Origin of the sequence: Lawsonibacter faecis, assembly GCF_014287675.1 — a bacterium.
Lineage (GTDB): Bacteria > Bacillota > Clostridia > Oscillospirales > Oscillospiraceae > Pseudoflavonifractor > Pseudoflavonifractor faecis.
This window is the reverse complement of sequence record NZ_JACOPQ010000005.1, coordinates 104895-124880: the sequence shown is the minus strand read 5'-3', so window position 1 is coordinate 124880 and position 19986 is coordinate 104895. Positions and strand designations below refer to the sequence as shown.

Annotated in this window: 18 protein-coding genes and 1 pseudogene; 2 read left to right on the top strand and 17 right to left on the bottom strand. The window is 63.7% G+C overall.

Annotated elements, in window-relative coordinates:
* Positions 1-46: 46 nt before the first annotated feature.
* The 8 genes and pseudogenes from hpf to H8S62_RS07895 form a co-directional block, all read right to left on the bottom strand.
* The gene (hpf, locus tag H8S62_RS07930) at positions 47-586 is read right to left on the bottom strand and encodes a ribosome hibernation-promoting factor, HPF/YfiA family (protein WP_155147664.1); all 540 of its coding nucleotides are present in this window, start codon (positions 584-586) and stop codon (positions 47-49) included.
* A gap of 122 nt (positions 587-708) precedes the next feature.
* Complete coding sequence (locus H8S62_RS07925) at positions 709-1551, bottom strand: fumarate hydratase (RefSeq protein ID WP_155147666.1); 843 nt, start codon at positions 1549-1551, stop codon at positions 709-711.
* A gap of 165 nt (positions 1552-1716) precedes the next feature.
* Positions 1717-2874: an amidohydrolase gene (locus H8S62_RS07920; protein ID WP_155147668.1), complete on the bottom strand. Its 1158-nt coding sequence runs from the start codon at positions 2872-2874 to the stop codon at positions 1717-1719.
* A 323-nt stretch (positions 2875-3197) separates the two neighbouring features.
* Positions 3198-3656: a S1 RNA-binding domain-containing protein gene (locus tag H8S62_RS07915; protein ID WP_155147670.1), complete on the bottom strand. Its 459-nt coding sequence runs from the start codon at positions 3654-3656 to the stop codon at positions 3198-3200.
* Between the two features lie 50 nt (positions 3657-3706).
* The gene (locus H8S62_RS07910) at positions 3707-3982 is read right to left on the bottom strand and encodes a septum formation initiator family protein (protein ID WP_173023832.1); all 276 of its coding nucleotides are present in this window, start codon (positions 3980-3982) and stop codon (positions 3707-3709) included.
* A gap of 259 nt (positions 3983-4241) precedes the next feature.
* Positions 4242-4391: pseudogene (gene yabQ / locus H8S62_RS18695) on the bottom strand (spore cortex biosynthesis protein YabQ); the annotation flags it as partial.
* Positions 4392-4466: 75 nt separating this feature from the next.
* On the bottom strand, positions 4467-4754 hold the full coding sequence (gene yabP / locus H8S62_RS07900) for a sporulation protein YabP (protein WP_155147674.1): 288 nt from the start codon (positions 4752-4754) through the stop codon (positions 4467-4469).
* 63 nt (positions 4755-4817) lie between these two features.
* Positions 4818-5366 (bottom strand): biotin transporter BioY, encoded by a 549-nt coding sequence (locus tag H8S62_RS07895; protein WP_186918961.1) that lies wholly within the window; start codon positions 5364-5366, stop codon positions 4818-4820.
* A gap of 152 nt (positions 5367-5518) precedes the next feature.
* Between H8S62_RS07895 and H8S62_RS07890 the strand changes: the two genes are divergently transcribed.
* On the top strand, positions 5519-6505 hold the full coding sequence (locus H8S62_RS07890) for a biotin--[acetyl-CoA-carboxylase] ligase (RefSeq protein WP_155147679.1): 987 nt from the start codon (positions 5519-5521) through the stop codon (positions 6503-6505).
* 102 nt (positions 6506-6607) lie between these two features.
* Here the strand turns inward: H8S62_RS07890 and H8S62_RS07885 are convergent, their stop codons facing one another.
* The 6 genes from H8S62_RS07885 to H8S62_RS07860 all read right to left on the bottom strand — a co-directional run bounded on the left by H8S62_RS07885 (position 6608) and on the right by H8S62_RS07860 (position 15913).
* Entirely contained in the window at positions 6608-9067 is a 2460-nt protein-coding gene (locus H8S62_RS07885) for a cation-translocating P-type ATPase (protein ID WP_186918960.1), read from the bottom strand.
* A 241-nt stretch (positions 9068-9308) separates the two neighbouring features.
* A complete protein-coding gene (locus tag H8S62_RS07880; RefSeq protein ID WP_155147683.1) occupies positions 9309-10622 on the bottom strand; it encodes a S1C family serine protease in 1314 nt (437 codons plus the stop codon).
* 74 nt (positions 10623-10696) lie between these two features.
* Positions 10697-12142 (bottom strand): sensor histidine kinase, encoded by a 1446-nt coding sequence (locus H8S62_RS07875; protein WP_155147685.1) that lies wholly within the window; start codon positions 12140-12142, stop codon positions 10697-10699.
* A gap of 39 nt (positions 12143-12181) precedes the next feature.
* Positions 12182-12874 carry a response regulator transcription factor gene (locus H8S62_RS07870; RefSeq protein WP_186918959.1) on the bottom strand — a complete coding sequence of 231 codons (693 nt, stop codon included), beginning with the start codon at positions 12872-12874 and terminating at the stop codon, positions 12182-12184.
* Between the two features lie 539 nt (positions 12875-13413).
* Positions 13414-14589, bottom strand: a complete 1176-nt coding sequence (locus H8S62_RS07865; protein ID WP_186918958.1) for a cation diffusion facilitator family transporter — start codon at positions 14587-14589, stop codon at positions 13414-13416.
* Positions 14590-14833: 244 nt separating this feature from the next.
* Entirely contained in the window at positions 14834-15913 is a 1080-nt protein-coding gene (locus tag H8S62_RS07860) for a sensor histidine kinase (RefSeq protein WP_186918957.1), read from the bottom strand.
* Between the two features lie 631 nt (positions 15914-16544).
* Here H8S62_RS07860 and gap point away from each other — a divergent pair.
* A complete protein-coding gene (gene gap, locus H8S62_RS07855) occupies positions 16545-17558 on the top strand; it encodes a type I glyceraldehyde-3-phosphate dehydrogenase (RefSeq protein ID WP_186918956.1) in 1014 nt (337 codons plus the stop codon).
* Positions 17559-17718: 160 nt separating this feature from the next.
* On the opposite strand, the gene H8S62_RS07850 is transcribed toward gap, so the two are convergent.
* The 3 genes from H8S62_RS07850 to H8S62_RS07840 all read right to left on the bottom strand — a co-directional run bounded on the left by H8S62_RS07850 (position 17719) and on the right by H8S62_RS07840 (position 19939).
* Complete coding sequence (locus H8S62_RS07850) at positions 17719-18108, bottom strand: hypothetical protein (protein WP_155147696.1); 390 nt, start codon at positions 18106-18108, stop codon at positions 17719-17721.
* A gap of 281 nt (positions 18109-18389) precedes the next feature.
* Entirely contained in the window at positions 18390-18674 is a 285-nt protein-coding gene (locus tag H8S62_RS07845; RefSeq protein WP_186918955.1) for a hypothetical protein, read from the bottom strand.
* A 17-nt stretch (positions 18675-18691) separates the two neighbouring features.
* Positions 18692-19939 (bottom strand): glutamate-5-semialdehyde dehydrogenase, encoded by a 1248-nt coding sequence (locus H8S62_RS07840; protein WP_186918954.1) that lies wholly within the window; start codon positions 19937-19939, stop codon positions 18692-18694.
* Between the last annotated feature and the right edge of the window lie 47 nt (positions 19940-19986).

Here is a 19986-nt window from a genome sequence, read left to right as displayed (position 1 = left end):
AAACCCCCGGGGCCGTCCACTGGACGGCCCCGGGGGTTAAATTTGCTTACTGCTCGTCGGCAATCAGGCCGTAACCGCCGTCGTTGCGCCTGTAGACCACGGCGAACGCGCCGTCGGCGTCGGCGTCCCGGAAGGCAAAGAAGGTGTGGTCCACCAGATTCATCTGGAGAATGGCCTCCTCCACGCTCATGGGGCGGATGGGGAACTTCTTGGTGCGGACCACCTTGAACTCCTCCTCGGGCTCGTCGGGGACGAAGGAGGACTGCTCATCCACCGTGCGCTCAAAGGCGTTCTCCCGCAGGCGCTTCTCCAGGCGGGCCTTGTTCTTGCGAATCTGGCGCTCGATGGAGGAGACGGCGGCGTCGATGGAGGCGAACATATCAGAGGTGCTCTCGCTCACGCGGTAGACGGTGCCGCCGCTGCGGACGGTGACCTCCACCTGGTTGCGGTCCTTCTCCACACTGAAGACGATGGCGGCCTCCGCGTCCGCCTTAAAATAACGGTCTAATTTGCCCACCTTTTTCTCAGCGTAGGCATGGACCTTGTTAGGCAGGTTGACCTTCTTGTCTGTGAACACGAACTTCATAAGCGCTTCGCTCCTTTCGTCCTCCGGGGAGGACTGTCGTGGTAGGGGGACGGTAAAACGTCCTCCTTGTCTCAATTATACCACACTATACAGGAAAAGCCACAGTATTTTGTGAATTTTTCCTACAAAAGAGCGGAGGCGTGCCGGGTCACATGGCAGCCCAGGTTGACGCAGCAGGGCAGGCCCGCGATGTGGGTGGGGGCGGGCAGGATGCATACCGACAGCGCGGTGGTGGACCCGCCCAGCCCCTGGGGGCCGATGCCCAAGGCGTTGATGCGCTCCAGGGCCTCGGCCTCCAGGGCGGCGTAGAAGGGGTCGCCGCTGCGCCCGCCCACCGGGCGCAGCAGGGCGGTCTTTGCCAGCAGGGCAGCGTGCTCCGACGTGCCGCCCAGGCCCACCCCCACCACCACCGGCGGGCAGGGGTTGGACCCCGCCCGGGAGACGGCGTCCACGATGAAGTCCAAGATGTCCTCCCGCCCCGCCGAGGGGTTGAGCATCTTGAGGGCGGTCATGTTCTCGCTGCCGAAGCCCTTGGGGGCCACGGTGAGGCGCAGCTTGTCCCCCGCCGCCAGCTGCAGATGGAGGACTGCGGGGGTGTTGTCCCCAGTGTTCTCCCGCCGCAGGGGGTCTCCCACCACCGAGCAGCGGAGGCGGCCCACCGCATAGCCCCTGGCCACCCCCTCGTTCACCGCGTCCTCCAGCAGTCCGCCGGTGATGTGGACCTCCTGGCCCAGCTGCGCAAAGACCACCGCCATGCCCGTGTCCTGGCAGATGGGGAGGCCTTTTTCGGCGGCAAAGGTATAGTTCTCCACCAGGTCGCCCAGAATGGCGCGGCCCACGGGGGACGCCTCTGCCGCCCGTGCGCCCTCGATGGCGCAGCGCAGGTCCGCCGGGAGAATGGTGTTGGCCTCAATGCACAGCCCGCACACCGCGTCCGCAATTTCAGAATAGGCAATCTCACGCATCAGGACGTCCCTCCACAAAGGTAAAAGTGAGCGGACAAAGGGGAAACAGCCGGGCGGTACTGACAGCAGAGCGCTGCAGGCGGCTTTTCGATGCCCTTTGAAGCCCATATTGCCCGGCCCCCGGCGGCGGCGTAGGCGCTGCCCGCCTGAGGGCCTGCCGTGTGACTATTTTACCTGCTTTCCCCCGATGAACACGGCCTCCACCCGGCTCTTCCAGTCCAGGGGGTGGCGGCTGGTGACCACCACGTCGGCGTCCTTACCCACGGCCAGGGAGCCCACGCGCTTTTCCAGACCCGCAATCACGGCGGGGTTGATGGTGATGGCGGCCAGGGCCTCCTCCTCGTCCATCCCGGCCCGGACCGCGATGGCGGCGCAGAGGGGGAGGTACTGGATGGGGGTCTCCGGGTGGTCGGTACAGATGGCCACCTTCACCCCCGCTCTGGACAGGAGGGCCGGGTTCTCTATGGTCTGGTTCATGAGCTCCGGTTTGCAGCGGTCGGTGAGGCAGGGCCCTGTGATGACCGGTATATTTTCCCGGGCCAGCAGCTCGGAGATGAGGTGCCCCTCGGTTCCGTGGACCACCACCAGGCGCAGGCCGAACTCCCGGCAGATGCGCACGGCGGTGGCGATGTCGTCCGCCCGGTGGGCATGGCAGTGGACGGGAAGCTCCCCACGCAGTACGCCCACCAGCGCCTCCAGCTTGGCGTCGAAGTCGGGCATATCCATGTCCGGGTCGTTCTCCGCCTTGGACTGCTTATCCATGTACTCCAGCGCCTTGGAGAGATTCTCCCGGATGATGGCGGCGGTGGCCATGCGGGTGACTGGGGCCTCCTTCCGCTCGTTGTAGACGCTCTTGGGGTTCTCACCCAGGGCGAACTTCATGGAGACCGGGGCGCGCAGGATCATCTCGTCCACCCAGCGGCCGTCGGTCTTGAGGGCGGCGAACTGCCCGGCGATGGGGTTGGCGCTGCCGGGACCGGTGAGAACGGTGGTCACGCCCCCCTCCCGGGCCTCCTGAAAGTATCGGTCCAGGGGGTTCACCGCGTCGATGGCCCGCAGGTGCGGGGTGCAGGGGTCGGTGGACTCGTTGCCGTCGTCGGCCTCAAAGCCCAGGCCGTTGCCAAACATACCCAGGTGGCAGTGCGCGTCCACAAAACCAGGGACAATGTGGCCCCCGGCCGCGTCAATCACCGGACCGTCCGCCCCCACGGGCAGGGCGGACATGGGGCCGACGGCAGTGATTTTGCCGTCCCGGGCGGCCACAAAGCCGTTTTCAATGACAAAGCCCTCCATGGTGTGGACGACGCCGTTTTGGATTAACATAGAAGATCGCACCTTTCGACAAAAGTTCTATTTGACAAATACAGGAAAATATAGTATATTATGCTTGCAGCTCATCCAATATGCGCAGTTCCATTTCTTCCCGCGCTTGTCCGGCGTCCTCGCCGGGCAGGGTTCATTCCATTCTCCCGCGCACACTACCTTGGGCGCCCCGAAGAGGGGCGCTCTTTTTTTACGCCCGGCAGGGGACGAGCCGTGCGCCGCCTCTGCGGTGTGAGGCTGCGTGCGCGGCGCACCGGGGACGCCGGTTAGCCTCCGCATAAAACGATTGCGCGGCCCTGAGGCCGCGCAATCCGGAATGAACCTTATTTCCGCCCGCCGCCGCGGCGGTTGCCGCCCCGGCGCTCAGACTGGCGCAGCTCGGACTGCTTGGAGTCCGAGGACTGCATAAACATCTTGAGACGATCCTCAAAGGTGGCGGGCTCCTTGGGAGCCGCCGGACCGCGGCTGAAGCCGCCGCCGGGTCTGCCGCCGCCGGACCGCTGGCCGCCCATGGGGGGACGTCCCTGACCCGCCGGGCGGGGGGGAGGATCCATGGCCTTCTTGATGGAGAGGTTAATCCGTCCGTTCTCGTCGATGCCGATGACCTTGACCTTGACCTCCTGTCCCACGCTGAGATGCTCCGCGACGTCATTCACATAGGAATAGGCGATCTCGGAAATGTGTACAAGGCCGGACTTGTTCTCCGGCAGCGAGACGAACGCGCCGAACTTTGTAATGCCTGTGACTTTTCCCTCCAGGATAGAACCAACACCAAACTCCATCTGACCGAAAAATCCTCCTTCAAAATTCACCACACGGGGGGAGAACGGGTTTACTCGGTGATCTTGAGAATCTTCTCACCGGGGACCACCAGGCCCAGATCGGTCCGTCCGATGTCCATCTGCCGTGCGGGATCGTCGCTGTTGTCCACGGCGTCGGACAGGTCGGCGTTCACCTGGGTCTGGGCGTTCACCTGAGCCGTCAGGGCGTCCTTCTGGCTCTGCGCGTCCTGAAGCTGGCTGCGCAGATCCAGCAGGGTGATGGACAGGCCGATGAGCAGCGCGAGCACCACGATTTTGGTCAGCAGCCCCGCCTTTTTGATCTTCACGCCCGGTCCCCCCTCGCTTCCCAGTCTCCATCTCCTTGGGTATCTGCCTTATTCTATACCATTTCCGGACGTAATGAAAGTGATTTTTCGCAATTTTTTTTATTTTTTTACAGATTGCCAAAAGGCCTGTGACCGGAAGGGTGAGCAGCCGCCACAAAAAGCCCAAAAGGTCGGCGAAAAGATAGCCCAGCTTGAGGGCCCAGCGGCTGAGAAGCAGAAAGTAGGCCACGGCTCCGCCCAGGATGGCGGCCACCAGAAAAAAGCGCACCCGCCCGTCCCCCACGGCCACGGTGTAGACGAAGAGGGCCGCCGTCACCAGCAGCCAGAACACCAGGTCCAGGAAGCCGCCCATAACCCGCCAGGGGATGCGCACCCGCAGAATGCGAAACAGGTCGTACAGCAGGCCCACCGCCACCCCCAGCGCCAGGGCGCCCGCCAGCGAGACGGCCTGGGCCGCGACTGAAATTTCCAAGGGGCGGCCCCCTTAGCGGAAGAGCCGGGAGAAGAGCCCGCCCTTCTCCCGGGGGCCGTCCTCGTAGGTGAGGGCATCGATGTCCCCCTCCACCTTCAGGTCGCCCCCGTCCAGGCTCAGCTTCTCAATGTGCAGGTTTTCACCCCGGACCACCAGGGTCCCCTTGGTGGTGTACATCACGATTTGATTCTCGTCAAAGCTCTCCACTTCCTCCACGCCGGAGACCGAGAGCTGCTCCCTGCCCTCCAGGATGAGGTGGTGGGGGCCGTCGGGACGGCTATTCTTTTCGTCATACGGCATACGGACATCCCTGCCTTTTCCATAGTTTACCCTATGTATATGGGACAGGGGCCGCCCTTATGCTTACCGGGGCCGGTAGCGCCCCAGCGAGCGTACCAGGGGCGGGGCGGATACCGCGACGGCCAGCAGCTTGATAAGGTCCCCCGGCAGGTAGACCGCCATCCCCGTCCATACCACGGCGGAGAAGGGCAGGGCTTTGCCCAGATAGAGATTCATTATCAGATACATATAGGGCAGGCCCACCAGGTAGAGCACCCCCAGGCCTGCTGCACAGGCGCTGAAGACCCGCCGGAACCGGCCCTCCCGGCCCGCCAGGACGCCCACAACCCATGCCGCGGGGATGAGTCCCAGAAGAAAGCCGAAGCTGGGCTGGAGGACGTAACCCGGCCCGCCGCCCATGGTAAAGACAGGCAGTCCCACCAGCCCAATCACCACGTAGGCAAGCTGGGAGAACGCCCCCCAGCGCGGCCCCAGCAGCACCCCAGCCAGGGCGGTGAAGAGAAATTGCAGCGTCACCGCCATGGCCCCCAGGGGAAAGCGGAGAAAGGCCCCGATGGCGGTGAGGGCCGCAAAGAGGGCTGCGAGAACCAGGTTTCGGGTCTGAGTATGCATGAATACGCCTCCTATTGTAAACTGATATTTAATAATAGTTTACAATAGAATAGCAGAGCAACGCTCAATTGTAAACAATAAAATCAATTTGGTTGACAAACTTGCGCCGGGGCGATACACTGAGAAAAAAGATTTGGGAGGGGGATAAGACCATGCTGAAGGACGAGGTGCTGGCCCTGCTGAAGGAGTCGGCAGGGGAGGTCTCCGGTCAGGCCATGAGCGAGCGGCTGGGGGTGTCCCGGGCGGCGGTTTGGAAGGCCATGGAGGCACTGCGGGGGGAGGGGTACACGATCTCCTCCGCGCCCAGCCGGGGGTACCGGCTGGAGGACTCGCCGGACCGCCTCTCCCCCGGGGAGCTGGCCGGGGCGCTGAGGGGGCGGACCCTGGGCCGGGAGATCGTCTGCCTGGACAGCGTGGACTCCACCAACGACGAGTGCGCCCGCCGCGCCCTGGCCGGGGCGGGGGAGGGGCTGGTGGTCCTGGCCGATACTCAGACCGGGGGCAAGGGACGCCGGGGGCGCTCCTTCGAGTCCCCTGCGGGGGAGGGGCTCTACCTCTCGGTGCTCCTGCGACCCAAATGCTCCCTGCGGGAGCTGATGTGGTTCACGGCGTGGACGGCGGTGGCGGTGTGCGACGGCGTGGAGGCGGCCTGCGGCGTCCGGCCGGGCATCAAGTGGACCAACGATCTGGTGCTGAAGGGGCGGAAGCTCTGCGGCATCCTCACGGAGCTGGGAATGGAGGGGGAGAGCGGCGCGCTGCAGTACGCGGTGGCGGGCATCGGCATCAACGTGGGGCAGAAGGAGTTCGGCTCCCTGGCCGGGCCGGTGGCCGTCTCCCTACGGCAGGCGCTGGGCAGGGCCCCCCGCCGCTCCGAGGTAGCGGCGGCGGTGCTGGCCGCGCTGGACGATATGTACCGCTCCTTCCCCCGGGAGAAGGAGCGGTATCTGGAGCGCTACCGGCGGGATTGCCTCACCCTGGGCCGGCGGGTGAGGGTCCTGGGTCCCGACGGGGAGGAGGAGGGCTTCGCCGAGGGGATCGACGAGGAGTTCGGCCTGATTGTCCGCTATGACGATGGGCGGATTCGCAGCGTCACCTCGGGGGAGGTCTCCGTCCGGGGGCTGTTTGGGTACGCGGAATAGTCTGAAAACGGGAGGGCGTTCCATTCGGAACGCCCTCCCGTTTTGGTTTAAGACGGGGAGCCGGGTTATCAAGGCTGGGCCGCCGGGCGGGTGTATGCCGCCTCAATCCTCCGGCAGGACACGGACGCGGCGGCGGGCCTTGAGGCGGACCTTCACAGCGTCGCGGGTGCGGGAGTAGATGCCCATGATGCGCAGTATGGTCTTCTGACATGGGACGGCCAGCAGCAGCAGGACGGTGAAGACCAGCCCGGTCTGGAAGGTGAGGGGGACCATGGAGAAGAAGCCGCCGAACCAGCCGATGGCCCCCACCATGCCCAGCGTCATGGCGCACCAGAGGATGCGGCGCTTCCAGTCGAAGGGCTTGCAGACCTGGTATAGGACGAAGATGCCGTTGAAGGACATGAGCATGGCGGCGACGGTGGACAGCTCCGCCGCGGAGAAGCCGAAGGCGGCCACAAAGAGCTCGGCTCCCAGCACGAGGAAGAGGTTGGTCATGCCGCCGGGGCAGGCCCGCTTGAGCACGTTGTGGAGGAAGCGGCCCTGGACGATGGCCTTGTTGGGCTCCAGCGCCAGGAAGAAGGAGGGCACGCCGATGGTGAGGGCGCTGACCAGGGAGAGCTGGAGAGGGACCAGGGGGTAGGGCATGTTGGTGGCGAAGATGGTGATGATGGCCAGCAGGAAGGAGAAGATGTTCTTCACCAGGAAGAGGGAGGCGGCCCGCTGGATGTTGTTGATGACCCGGCGGCCCTCCAGCACCACCTCGGGCATGGAGGCGAAGTTGGAGTCCAGCAGGACCAGGTGGGCGGCCTGACAGGCAGCGTCCGCGCCGGAGGCCATGGCGATGCCGCAGTCAGCGTCCTTGAGGGCCAGCACGTCGTTCACGCCGTCGCCGGTCATGGCGACGGTGTGGCCCGCCTTTTTGAGGGCCTGGACGAATTTCCGCTTCTGGTTGGGGGTGACCCGGCCGAAGACGGTGTACTGCTCCACGGCCCGGGCGATGTCCCCGTCGCTCTCCAGGGTGCTGGCGTCGATGTACCGCTCAGCGCCCTCGATGCCCGCCCGGAGGGCCACCTGGGAGACGGTGAGGGCGTTATCCCCCGAGATGACCTTGACGGCCACGCCCTGCTCCGCGAAGTAGCGGAAGGTCTCCGGGGCCTCGGGGCGGATCTTGTTGACAATGCGCACCAGGGCCATGGGGGCGAGGGCACCGGTGAGGGCCTTGCCGTCCAGACGGCCGTCGTACTTGGCCAGCAGGAGCACGCGCTCACCCTGGGCGGAGTACTCCTCGGCAATGTCCTTCAGGTCCGCGTAGCGCTGCCCCATGACGAACTCGGGCGCGCCCACCACGTAGGACCCGTGGCCCACGAAGGACACCGCGCTCCACTTGGTGGCGGAGGTGAAGGGGACCACCTTGTCCGCCTTCCAGACCGACTTCTCCCTGAAGCGGGCGGCCATGGCCCTGGCGGTGTCGTTGTCCGCGTCGGCGGCGGCATAGAACGCGGAGAGGACGGTCTCCAGCGAGCGGGCGGAGAACTTCTCCTCGTCCAGGGGCACCAGGCCCGTAACCTGCATCCCCGGCTCGGTGATGGTGCCGGTCTTGTCCACGCAGAGCACGTCCACCCGGGCCAGAGTCTCAATGGAGCTCATGTCGTGGACCAGGGTCTTCTTCCGGGCCAGCCGGATGACGGAAACCGCCAAGGCCACGCTGGTGAGGAGATAGAGCCCCTCGGGGATCATGCCGATTAGGGCGGCCACAGTGGAGGTGATGGCGTGGGAGAGGGTGGACTCCAGAAAAAAGTACTGCTTGACAAAGAGGGCGATGCCCATGGGGACCAGGGCGATGCCGATGACCCGGATGAGCTTGTCCAGGGAGTTCATCATCTCGGACTGGCCGGGGCCGGCGTCCTTCTTGGCCTCCAGCGTGAGGCGGGAGGCGTAGGACTCGGCGCCCACCTTGGTGAGCTGGGCCCGGCCGCTGCCCGCCACCACGAAGCTGCCGGAGAGGAGGGCGTCGCCGGGACGCTTGACGATGGCATCCGGCTCCCCGGTGAGGAGAGACTCGTTGACCTGAATCTCCCCGGTGAGAACCACCGCGTCCGCGGGGATCTGGTTGCCCGCGGCGAAGAGCACCACGTCGTCCCGTACCAGCTTGTCGGTGGGGAGCGTTCCCACCTGGCCGTCCCGCACCACTGTGGCGCGGGGGGCGCTGAGGAGGGTCAGCTTGTCGATGGTGCGCTTGGAGCGGATTTCCTGGACGATGCCGATGAGCGTATTGGCCACGGCGATGACCAGAAAGAGCATATCCCGAAAATCGCCCACAAAGAGCAGGCAGACCGCCAGGACCACAAAGATCAGGTTAAAGAAGGTAAAGACGTTGTCACGGACGATTTGAAGCTCGGTCTTGGTCGGGGCCTCCACCGGGAGGTTGGCGTACCCCGCGGCCGCCCGCTCCGCCGCCTGGCCTGCGGTGAGGCCCTGCTCCGGGTCTGTGGCGGCCGCCGCAATCTGCCGTCTCGGGGCCTCGGCCTCCGCCGCTGCCGTCCCCGCGTGTTGATGTCTCATGAATTTTCCACACCTCTCAGAGGAGCTTTTACGTTAACTCCTATTTTAAGCGGAATGGATAAGGAAATCCATATACAAATCTTTAAGGAATGATAAAATTTGCCGGGTTTCCACAAAAACGGCGGAAGCGGCAATGATACACGACCAAAAAGGGAGGCCTCCGGCGTTGAAAGTCCCGGAAAAGAATACACTGAGAGGGGGACGGCAATGCCGTCCCCCTCTCTAAAACCGTTATGTACGCTCACTGGTCCAGCTCGTAGCGCTCCATCAGAGTGATCTCCAGGTCCAGATATCCCTCCCCGCGGAAAACCCGGAAGGTGAGGGTGTCCCCGGCCTTGAAGTCCGCTTTGACGGCGTTGATATCCTCCACGGAGGAGACCGCCTGTCCGTTGCACTCGGTTATGACGTCCCCGGGGAACATTCCGCCCTTCTGCGCGCCGGAGTTGGGGTCCACGGTGGAGACATACACACCCGGGACCAGTCCGCGGGCCGCTGCCATCTCCTCCGAGAGGGCCGCGCCGGTGATGCCCAGGGTGGGCCGACCCGCCAGATGCCCCCGCTCAATGAGCTCATCCACCACGGCTTTGGCGGTGACCGAGGGAATGGCGAAGCCGATGCCCTCAATGGTGTCGGAGTAGGAGGTCATCTTCATGTTGGTAATGCCCACCACCTGGCCGTAGATATTCAGCAGGGCCCCGCCGGAGTTGCCGGAGTTGAGGGCGGCGGTGGTCTGGAGGAGGGTCATGGTGTTGCCGTCGGAGTTCACGTCCCGGTTAATGGCGGAGATGATGCCGTCGGTCATGGTGCCCCGGAGCTGCTCGCCCAGGGGGTTGCCGACGGCCAGGGCCGTATCCCCCACCTGGAGCAGGTCGGAGTCCCCGAACTCTGCGGGGGTCAGGCCGGAGCAGTCAATTTTGAGCACGGCCAGATCGTTGGTCTGATCGCCGCCCACCAGCAGCGCGTCGTGGACGCTGTCGTCGTGTAGAAGGACCTCCACCCGGCTGGCGCCCTGGATGACGTGGTAATTGGTGATCACGTAGCCGTCCTGCGTCATGACGACCCCAGTACCGGAGGCGCCACCGCTGGTCTTGTAGGAGCGGATGCCCGCGATGGACGGGATGCACTTCTGATAGAGGGCCTGATAGGTGAGGGCCTCGCCTGTCTCATGGGAGAGGTCCAGGGTGACGCCGGTGCCTGTGGGCGCCCGCTCCACCGTGGTGGGCGGATCGGACGCCTGGGGCAGGGGGATGGTGGTGACGCCGCCGCCCGAGGGAATGTAGCCCGATGGGAGGGCGAGGGCGGGTGCCTCCATCCGCAGGGCCAGGAGAACAGCCGCCGTCGCGCCGATAAGGAGCAGGAAAACGGCGAAAACCAGTCCCGCGTGGTGCCTGCGGCTGGGCCGCTGCCCGCGCAGGGCCTTCCGCTGTGCGCGGGTGAGGGGCGGCGGGTCCTCGTAGAGGGGGCCGCCGAAGCCGGTCGGCGCACAGGGAGAGTACCGCCCTGCGCAGTCCGCGGGGCGGTAGTCCAGGTCCTGGTCAAAATAATAACTGTGCATATGACCTCCATGGGAGATGAGATAGGCGCGGCCCGTCAATGGACGGGCATAAACATCACGGGTCAAAAAATTCGTTATGCCAGGGTGAGGGTAAAAACAAACTCGGTGACGCCGTTTTCACTGGTCACAGTGATGTTCTCTTTGTGGTTGTTGAGGATGGTTTTGACGATGTAGAGACCTAGGCCCACGCCCTCCCGGTCCTCGCTGCGGGACTTGTCGCTCTTGTGGAAGCGGTCGAAGAGGAGGGGCAGCTCGGCGGCGGGGATGGTATCGCCCACGTTGCGGACGCTTACATGGGCCTTGCCGCCCTTGGACGCTACGCCCAGGGTGATGACGCCCCCCTCCAGGGAAAATTTGATGGCGTTGTCGAGCAGGTTATAGCATACCTGGGTGATAGCGTCCGGATCGCCCCAGACCATGACCGGCTCCTCAGGCAGGTTGGTGTCCACATCCAGCCTGCGGGCGTTGATTTTGGTCTCCAGGCTCAGCAGCACACGGACCATGAGCTCGGACACGTCGAACTGCTCCTGGGCGGTGACGCTCTCAGTGGACTGGAGACGGGAGAGGTCCAGCATCCGCCGCACAAGCCTGGAGAGCCGCCGCGTCTCGGAGGAGATGGTGGCGAGGGCTTCCGGCTCCTTGGCGGGGGGGATGGTGCCGTCCAGTATGCCGTCGGCAAAGCCCGCGATGGTGGTCATGGGTGTCTTGAGCTCGTGGGAGATGTTGGCTACGAACTCGCTGCGCTTGGCCTCGGACTTTGCCAGAGAATCGGCCATGGCGTTGAAGGCCTCGGCCAGCTCGCCCACCTCGTCTTGGCGGCCGCCCACCTCCACCCGGGTCTCAAATTCCCCGTGGCCGAACTTCCGCACGGCGTCCGCCATCTCCTTGAGGGGCTTGGTCTGGCGCAGGGAGGTGACGGAGGTGGTGATAAAGGCGATGCACAGCACCACCACGGCGGTAAAGAAGAAAATATTAGCGAAAGCCCGCCACATCTCGGTGAGGCTGGAGGTCTCGGCGGCCACAAAGACCATGCCCGCCATTACGCTGCCCCTGTAGATGGGGCTGGCGGCCACAAATCGCTTTTCGGTAAACAGGCCGCCCAATGTATCCATTCCAGAGTATCCCTTACCTTGAATTGCCGACTGTATGACGGACTCAGGCACGTAGAGACCATTGAACCCGCCCTCTGTCACGCCGTCGGAGGAGTAGACAATCTGACCGGAGACACCCTCGGCAGTCTCACTGAGGATGACATACGCGTCGGCCAGCTGGGCCAGAATAGAGACATAGCTGCGGTATTCAGTATCATAGATGGTGGCAGGACTGTAGAAGGATCGGTTCCCCGAGAGGTAGAGCGTGGTAAAATTAGCGAGAATATCGGCGTTATGTTCCATCGATTCCTGCTTCTCCCGGACGGTATACGTGTAGGAGAGGGTAATGAACGCCGAGCCCAAGAGGGCAAAAGAGATGAGGATCATCCCCGCCATCATGGCAAATTGACGCTTATAGAGGCTCTTCATAAGGGACATCCCCCCTTCTTCTCTTAAGTTCTTTCGATGTCAGCTGTTTACTACCTCGAATTTATACCCAACACCCCATACGGTCTTCAGGCTCCAGGCGTCGCTGACGCCCTCCAGCTTTTCCCGCAGGCGTTTGATGTGGACGTCCACCGTACGGGAGTCGCCGAAGTAGTCGAAGCCCCAGACCTCGTCAAGAAGCTGGTTGCGGGTAAACACCCGGTTGGGGGAGGCGGCCAGATGGAAAAGAAGCTCCAGCTCTTTGGGAGGCGTGTCCACCCGCTTGCCGTCCACCAGCAGCTCGTAGGAGTCCAGGTTGATGACCAGCTTGTCGAAGGAGAGGCGCTTTTCGCCGCCGCTCTCCTCCTCCACGCCGAAGCGGCGCAGCACCGCGTGGATGCGGGCGAGGACCTCCTTCATCTCAAAGGGCTTGACGATGTAGTCGTCCGCGCCCCCCTCCAGACCGTTGACCTTGTCCTCGGTCTCGCCCTTGGCGGTGAGCATGATGACGGGGGTTTTGTCGGTTTCGCGGATCTTCTTCAGCACCGACCAGCCGTCCATCACAGGCAGCATGATGTCCAGCAGCACCAGGTCCGGGCGGAAGGAGCGGAAGAGCTCCACGCCCTTGCCCCCGTCGGGAGCCACGGCGGTTTCAAAGCCCTCCTTCTCCAGATAGAGATGCAGAAGCTCCGCGATGTTGGCCTCGTCCTCCACGATAAGCACTTTTCGCGCCATATGACACCATCCTTACTCTCTTAGTAGTTTCATTATAACCGGATTCAGGGATACGGGGTGAACTTTTTGTAAATTTAGGGTGAAGCGCGAGCGTAGGCGCATAGGGGGGATAAGACGTCATGGAGCCGAAAAAACAGGTTGGGCGACTCACGCAAGCCCAACGGCATTTTTCGCGCAATGCCGGCTTATCACCCCGGCCATGGGCCAACGAGAACGTGACAAAAAAGCGCGAGCGTAGGCGCATAGGGGGATAAGACGTCATGGAGCCGAAAAAACAGGTTGGGCGACTCACGCAAGCCCAACGGGATATTTCGCGCAATGGCGGCTTATCACCCCGGCCATGGGCCAACGAGAACGTGACAAAAAAGCGCAAGCGTAGGCGCATAGGGGGATAAGACGTCATGGAGCCGAAAAAAACAGGTTGGGCGACTCACGCAAGCCGCCCGGGGGTGCGCAGTCCTACGGCTTAGGGCCCTGGGCGATTCGTGAATGGTCCTCGCGCACTGCTGCGAGAGAGGCCCCTTGTGCCGCACTGAGTCCTACATCCCCTCGGTATAGGCCCGGTCGATCTCAATCACGGCGAAGCAGTTGGCGTCCACAGCCTTGAGCCTGCTGACAATGGCGGCCTTTACTTCGTCGTCGGTGAGCTTCACGCTGTAGGGCACCACCACGTCGAAGATGAGGTTGCGGTGATGGGGGCCGTTGGTCATGCGGAAGTCGTGGATGGTCATGGCGCCGTCGAGCTCCTTGACCAGGGCGGCCACCATGTCACGGGTGCGGTTCACCGTCTCGTCGCCGGTGGCTATGGGGTCCATATGGATGGAGGTCTCAATGCGGAACTTCTCCCTCAACTCCCGTTCAATGGCGTCAATCACATCGTGAACCTCCATAATATTGGAATCCATGGGCACCTCGGCGTGAAGGCTCATCATGGAGCGGCCGGGGCCGTAATCGTGGAGAATCAGGTCGTGAATGCCCACCACCTCCGGATGGGCGAGAATGGTGTCGTGAATGTCCTTGACGAGGGCGGGGTCCGGGCTCTGGCCCAGGAGGGGATTGAGGGTATCTCTGGCGGCCCCCCAGCCCGCCCGCAGGATAAAGGCGGCCACCAGAATGCCCATCCAGGCGTCAATATTGAAGCCGAGGAAGTGGCCGATGAGGGTGCCGAGCAGCACCGCGGAGGTGGCGGCCACGTCGGAAAGGGAGTCGGTGGCGGTGGCGGCCATGGCCGCCGAGCCGATGCGGCGGGAGAGGGAGCGGTTAAAAAAGCTCATCCAGAGCTTTACCAGGATGGACGCTGCCAGAATACCCACGGTAAGCCAGGAGAAGGAGACGGTCTCCGGGTGAATGATTTTGTCAATGGAGGACTTGGCCAGCTCCAGCCCCACCAGCAGGATTGCCGCGGATACGGCGAGGCCTGAGAGGTACTCAATGCGGCCGTGGCCGAAGGGGTGGTCGCCGTCGGCCCGCTTGCCCGCCATATGAAAGCCTACCAGGGTTACCACGGAGGAACCGGCGTCGGAGAGGTTATTGAAGGCGTCGGCGGTGACGGCGATGGAGCCCGTGAGCATTCCGGCCGCGAATTTGCCCAGGGAGAGCAGGAGGTTCAGGATAATGCCCACAATGCCGGACAGCGCTCCGTAGCGCTGACGGACGGCGGGGTCCTGGGCGTCGCCGCAGTTTTTTATGAAGGTTTTTACCAGCAGGTCGGTCATAGGACACCTCATATTGGAAAATGATATCTACATATTATCCCACGCCCGCGGGAACCCGTCAAGGGGTGAGCGCGGGCGTGACAGGGGAGGCGCTCAGCGTCCGTATAGGGGCTGCGGCATCGGAGCCGGAACGGGCAAAAAGGGAGAGGAACGATCAAAGCAGATACCAAATGAAACAACAAGCGCGAAACGGAAACAGGGTTTGAAACGGTTTCCTGCCGTTTCAAACCCTGTAAATGAGCATTCAATCCACGTCGTCGGGCAAAAACGCCTCACTGGGCAGCAGGTCGGCCAGCTCCACCAGCACGGGGGAGAAGCCGCCGGTGACGTCGCCCACCGGGGAAGGGGTGCGCAGAGCGCCGCAGCCCTCGGGCGGCTGGACGGGGAGGGAGAACGCCGCACGGACGCCCTTGCCCGAGCGGCTCTCCAGCATGACCGCGCCGCCGTGGAGGGCGGCTATCTGCCGGGCGGCGCTCAGGCCCACGCCCAGACCGCCGCCGCTCCGGTATACGGGTTCGCTGTCCGGACCTCCGCTCTCCATGCCGCTCCCCAGGCCGGGGCCGCTGTCCCAGACGGTAATCAGGGCCCTGCGTCCGGACTTGGCGAGCCGAAGGCCGGCCTCGCCCCCTCTGCCCGCAGCCCGGAGGGCGTTGGACACAAGGCTGAGGATCAGCCGGCGGAGCAGGGCGGCGTCCCCGGTGGTAATGAGGGAGGAGAGCTCGCTCTCATAGCGGAAGGACACCCCCGCCATCCCGGCCAGATGGGTCACCTGGTCGGCAAGCTCCCGGCACAGCCCCGCCAGGTCCAGGGAGGCGGGGCGGAAGGGGAGGACACCGTCATCCAGAGCCCGGGCGGTGTCGGCGCTGTTCATCAGGCGCATGAGCCGGTAAAAGCTCTGGTTCATAATGGCGAGATACTGATCGTATCTCGCCTCACCATGCTCACGGATTACCGGAGTGAGCAGGTGGGTGGCGGCCACCAGATTCCCTACGTGCTGGCGCATCTGCTCCACCAGCACGGGGAGCTGAAAGCCCGGGCCGGGGGCCGCGCCGCCATTCTGGAAGAAGACCAGCAGGCCCTGCTGGGAATAGGAGGCGGCGACGGACCAGAGGCGCCCCCCCGCCAGGCAGGAGGCCGAGACGGCGCCGCGGGCGTCCGCAAGCTCGGCCAGAAACTCCGGCAGAGCGCTGCCCGGCTCCGGCAGGGGCAGCGCCCGGACGGCGGCGGGGTTGCTGTAAACAACGGTTCCGCCGCGCAGGAGCAGGACGGGCTGGGGAAGAGTATCAAAAAAAGCGCAGAGCTCTGACGGCTGCGTCATATCCATTCGTCACCTCCATCGGCTTTTCAAAACCTGTTTAAAGCCCGTCGGGGCGCCCGGCAGCGAAATGGTCTCGCGATATCGGGCGGCGGGTTTTGCAGCAGACTCTAATAGGATGCACAAAAGCGCGGCGGATACTGAGCCTTTTCAGTATACCAAAATCTGGCCGCTACAACAAGAAAAAAGTCGAATTATGTCGAAAACGAGGGCGGGAGAAAAACACCGGTAAAATACCGGCCGGGAGACAAACAAGCGTGATAAGCGGGAAAGCCCGCCCGGGCGGGCTTTTTTCCGCCAAAACGCGGCGGTTTCTCCTGTCCGGCCAGAATTATGTCCCGCCCATCGGGCGTTTTTCGCCAGGAAGGGCGGCTTCTAAATGCCGGGGAAAAAGCGACGGGAGGGACCTTCGACCGGGATTACAGGGGGCTGCATCCAGGGAACCGCCGGTCAAAGGAGGCGGTGAACCCACTTACTTCGCGCTTAAACACCGCCGAGCGACATTTTGCGAATACTTGAATAAAAATCATGAATTTTTTGCAAAATTTCAAAAAAAGACTTCCAAAATGCAACCAGATGAGCTATAATAGGCCCCGCTAGGAAACCTAATCATAATGAACGTTTAAGGAGAGATTGCACTATGGGCATTAAAGTAGGCATCAACGGCTTCGGCAGAATCGGCCGCCTTGTGTTCCGCGCCGGCATCGGCCGCTCCGACATTGAGTTCGTTGGCATCAACGACCCCTTCATGACCCCTGACTACATGGCTTATATGCTGAAGTACGACACCATGCACGGCCAGTTCCAGGGCACCATCGACTACACCGACCACTCCATCATCGTCAACGGCCAGGAGATCGAGTTCTTTGCCTGCAAGGACCCCAAGGACATTCCCTGGGCCAAGGTGAACGTCGAGTACGTCGTGGAGTCCACCGGCGTGTTCCTGACCAAGGAGAAGAGCCAGGCCCACATCGACGCCGGCGCCAAGAAGGTCGTCATGTCCGCCCCGTCCAAGGACGACACCCCCATGTTTGTCATGGGCGTCAACCATACAACCTATGATCCCAGCATGACTTTCGTGTCTAACGCCTCCTGCACCACCAACTGCCTGGCCCCCATCGCCAAGGTGCTGCACGACAACTGGGGCATCACCGACGGCCTGATGACCACCGTCCACTCCACCACCGCCACCCAGAAGACCGTGGACGGCCCCTCCGCCAAGGATTGGCGCGGCGGCCGCGCTGCCTCCGGCAACATCATCCCCTCCTCCACCGGCGCCGCCAAGGCCGTGGGTAAGGTGATCCCCTCCCTCAACGGCAAGCTGACCGGCATGAGCATGCGCGTGCCCACCCTGGACGTGTCCGTGGTCGACCTGACCGTCAACCTGGCGAAGCCCGCCAAGTACGACGAGATCTGCGCCGCCATGAAGGCTGCCGCCGAGGGCGAGCTGAAGGGCATCCTGGGCTACACCGAGGACGCCGTGGTCTCCTCCGACTTCCTGGGCGACACCCGCACCTCCATCTTCGACGCCAAGGCCGGCATTGCCCTCACCGACACCTTTGTGAAGGTTGTGTCCTGGTACGACAACGAGATCGGCTACTCCAACAAGGTGCTCGACCTCATCGCGCATATGTACAGCGTCGACCACAAGTAAGACTGTCTCAGAGGGGCATAGCTCCGACTGAATATCAAAAAAGGAGCCGCTTTTGCGGCTCCTTTTTTGATGTCCCCGGCCGCAGCGGCGGGATAATGGAGCTCTCCGCGGGGGCCTATCCCGGGTATGGACGGACGCAGGAGCATTTTCGCCTGCGGCCTCAGGGCAGCAGGCGGCAGCGGGCGTGGCAGTCCACGTAGTTGGCGTCCACCCGGACGAGGAAACGGCGCTTGCCGCCGCCGCTCAGGTCCAGCTCCGCCGGAAGGACAAAGCGGACCGGCGGCACCGCCAGATGGACGGGGAGGGACTCGTGGTGGCCGTGGACCAGAAGGGTGCGCAGGCCGCGGGGATACTCCCGGTCCTGCTGATCCAGCTCGGTGACGGTGAGGGCCACCGCCGTCCGGGTCTCGGGGGGGACGTCCTCCAGCGCCAGCACCAGCTCCAGCACACAGCCGCCGGACTCGGGACAGAGGGTATCCAGACGCTGAATCAGAAGACCCGCGTCGCGCTCCACCTCCACCGAGACCGATTTCGTTTCGATGCGCTCCATGCAAAACACACCTCTCATCAGGATTCATACGGACACGACGCGCCGTATGTAGATGGACCCCGAGAGAGAAAAATGGAGTGCCCGCGCTTTTGCGGGCACTCCATTTTATGTCGCCGGAGGGAAAAGGTGCGGGGCGTTTCCCCGGCCGGCTGCCACCGAGAGACCCCCTGACAAGGGGCCGGGAGCAGCGCGGGCCCCTGCGGCTTTATAGGGTGTGAGGAGGGCAAGGAAGAGAAGTGAGGAGTGCCCTCTCCCGCAGGGCGTTACGAAGGGCACGGACTTTACCGGTCACGGAGCAGGCGGAAGCAGCCCACGCCGATGGCGGCCATGCCGGCGACATAGGCGCAGGCGTAGCCGACAAGGATAGCCGGACGCTCCAGCAGCCAGCGGGGTATGGCCATGCCCCGCTCTTCCAGCGTGCCGAGCAGGAGCCACATGGAAAGCGCGGCGGCCAGGGTTGCGGCGCTGCCGAAGAGAATGAGAAAATGGTTCCGCCTGGCGCAGAAGGCCCATACAGCCGCGCCCAGGGAGAGTAAGGCCAGAACTGCCAGAAGAATCGCACCCATAACGGCCTCCTTAACGGTTATCGAATCTGTCCCGTGCCGTACACGATGTATTTGGAGGAGGTCAGCTCCTCCAGGCCCATGGGGCCCCGGGCGTGCATCTTCTGGGTGGAGATGCCGATCTCGGCCCCCAGGCCGAACTCGAAGCCGTCGGTAAAGCGGGTGGATGCGTTCACATAGACCGCGGCGGCGTCCACCTCGTCCAGAAAGCGCTGGGCGGCGAAGTAGTCGGCCGTCACAATGGACTCGGAGTGGCCCGTGCCGTGGGCGTTGATGAAATGAATGGCCTCGTCCTCGCCGCCCACCACCTTGACGGCCAGGATATAGTCGCCGAATTCGGTATCCCAGTCCCCGGCGGCGGCGGGGATCACGACCTCCCCAAGGATGGCGCGGGTCTCCGGGCAGCCCCGGAGCTCCACACCCTTGTTCTTTAAAAACGCCCAGGCCATGGGCAGAAAGTCCCGCGCCACCGCCCGGTCCACCAGCAGGCACTCGGCGGCGTTGCACACCGAGGGGCGGGAGGTCTTGGCGTTATAGATAATCTCCGCCCCCATCTGGAGATCGGCCTTCTCGTGGACGTAGACGTGGCAGACGCCCACGCCGGTCTGGATGACGGGGACACGGGCGTTTTCCACCACGGAGCGGATGAGGCCCGCGCCGCCCCGGGGAATGAGCACGTCCAGATAACCGGTGAGATTCATCAGCCCGGCGGCGCTCTCCCGGCTGACATCCATCACCAGGGAGACGCAGTCCCGGGGCAGGAGCGCGGACTCCAGCGCGTCCCGCATGATACGAACCAGCATCTCGTTGGAGTGGAAGGCCTCCTTGCCGCCCCGGAGGATGACGGCGTTGCCCGACTTGAGGCAGAGGGCCGCGGCGTCCACGGTGACGTTGGGCCGGGCCTCGTAGATGATGCCGATGACCCCCAGAGGGACCCGCCGCCTGCCGATAATGAGGCCGTTGGGGCGCTTATCCATCTTGGTGACTGCGCCGATGGGGTCGGGGAGGGCGCACACCTGCCGCACCCCCTCCACGATGCCGGCGATACGGTTCTCGTCCAGGGCCAGGCGGTCCTGGAGGGACTGGCGCATTCCGGCCTCCCGGGCGGCGGCCAGGTCCATGGCGTTGGCGGAGAGAATGTCCCCCTGCCGCGCCAGCAGGGCGGAGGCCACCGCCTCCAGCGCCCCGTTCTTCTGCGCCGTGTCCGCCACTGCCAGGATGCGGGAGGCATTTTTGGCCGCCAGGCCTTGCGTTTCCAGGATGGTCATAGTAAGTCCTCCAATCTGAATATAGGGGCGGCCCCTGCGGCCGCCCA

Coding starts and splice junctions, on each gene's coding strand:
- H8S62_RS07915 (WP_155147670.1), bottom strand. CDS start 3,656: ATGGAGTTTGGTGTTGGTTCTATCCTGGAGGGAAAAGTCACAGGCATT.
- H8S62_RS07850 (WP_155147696.1), bottom strand. CDS start 18,108: ATGGAGCGCATCGAAACGAAATCGGTCTCGGTGGAGGTGGAGCGCGAC.
- H8S62_RS07840 (WP_186918954.1), bottom strand. CDS start 19,939: ATGACCATCCTGGAAACGCAAGGCCTGGCGGCCAAAAATGCCTCCCGC.
- H8S62_RS07875 (WP_155147685.1), bottom strand. CDS start 12,142: ATGAAGAGCCTCTATAAGCGTCAATTTGCCATGATGGCGGGGATGATC.
- yabP (WP_155147674.1), bottom strand. CDS start 4,754: ATGCCGTATGACGAAAAGAATAGCCGTCCCGACGGCCCCCACCACCTC.
- hpf (WP_155147664.1), bottom strand. CDS start 586: ATGAAGTTCGTGTTCACAGACAAGAAGGTCAACCTGCCTAACAAGGTC.
- gap (WP_186918956.1), top strand. CDS start 16,545: ATGGGCATTAAAGTAGGCATCAACGGCTTCGGCAGAATCGGCCGCCTT.
- H8S62_RS07845 (WP_186918955.1), bottom strand. CDS start 18,674: ATGGGTGCGATTCTTCTGGCAGTTCTGGCCTTACTCTCCCTGGGCGCG.
- H8S62_RS07860 (WP_186918957.1), bottom strand. CDS start 15,913: ATGGATATGACGCAGCCGTCAGAGCTCTGCGCTTTTTTTGATACTCTT.
- H8S62_RS07895 (WP_186918961.1), bottom strand. CDS start 5,366: ATGCATACTCAGACCCGAAACCTGGTTCTCGCAGCCCTCTTTGCGGCC.
- H8S62_RS07865 (WP_186918958.1), bottom strand. CDS start 14,589: ATGACCGACCTGCTGGTAAAAACCTTCATAAAAAACTGCGGCGACGCC.
- H8S62_RS07870 (WP_186918959.1), bottom strand. CDS start 12,874: ATGGCGCGAAAAGTGCTTATCGTGGAGGACGAGGCCAACATCGCGGAG.
- H8S62_RS07920 (WP_155147668.1), bottom strand. CDS start 2,874: ATGTTAATCCAAAACGGCGTCGTCCACACCATGGAGGGCTTTGTCATT.
- H8S62_RS07880 (WP_155147683.1), bottom strand. CDS start 10,622: ATGCACAGTTATTATTTTGACCAGGACCTGGACTACCGCCCCGCGGAC.
- H8S62_RS07890 (WP_155147679.1), top strand. CDS start 5,519: ATGCTGAAGGACGAGGTGCTGGCCCTGCTGAAGGAGTCGGCAGGGGAG.
- H8S62_RS07925 (WP_155147666.1), bottom strand. CDS start 1,551: ATGCGTGAGATTGCCTATTCTGAAATTGCGGACGCGGTGTGCGGGCTG.
- H8S62_RS07885 (WP_186918960.1), bottom strand. CDS start 9,067: ATGAGACATCAACACGCGGGGACGGCAGCGGCGGAGGCCGAGGCCCCG.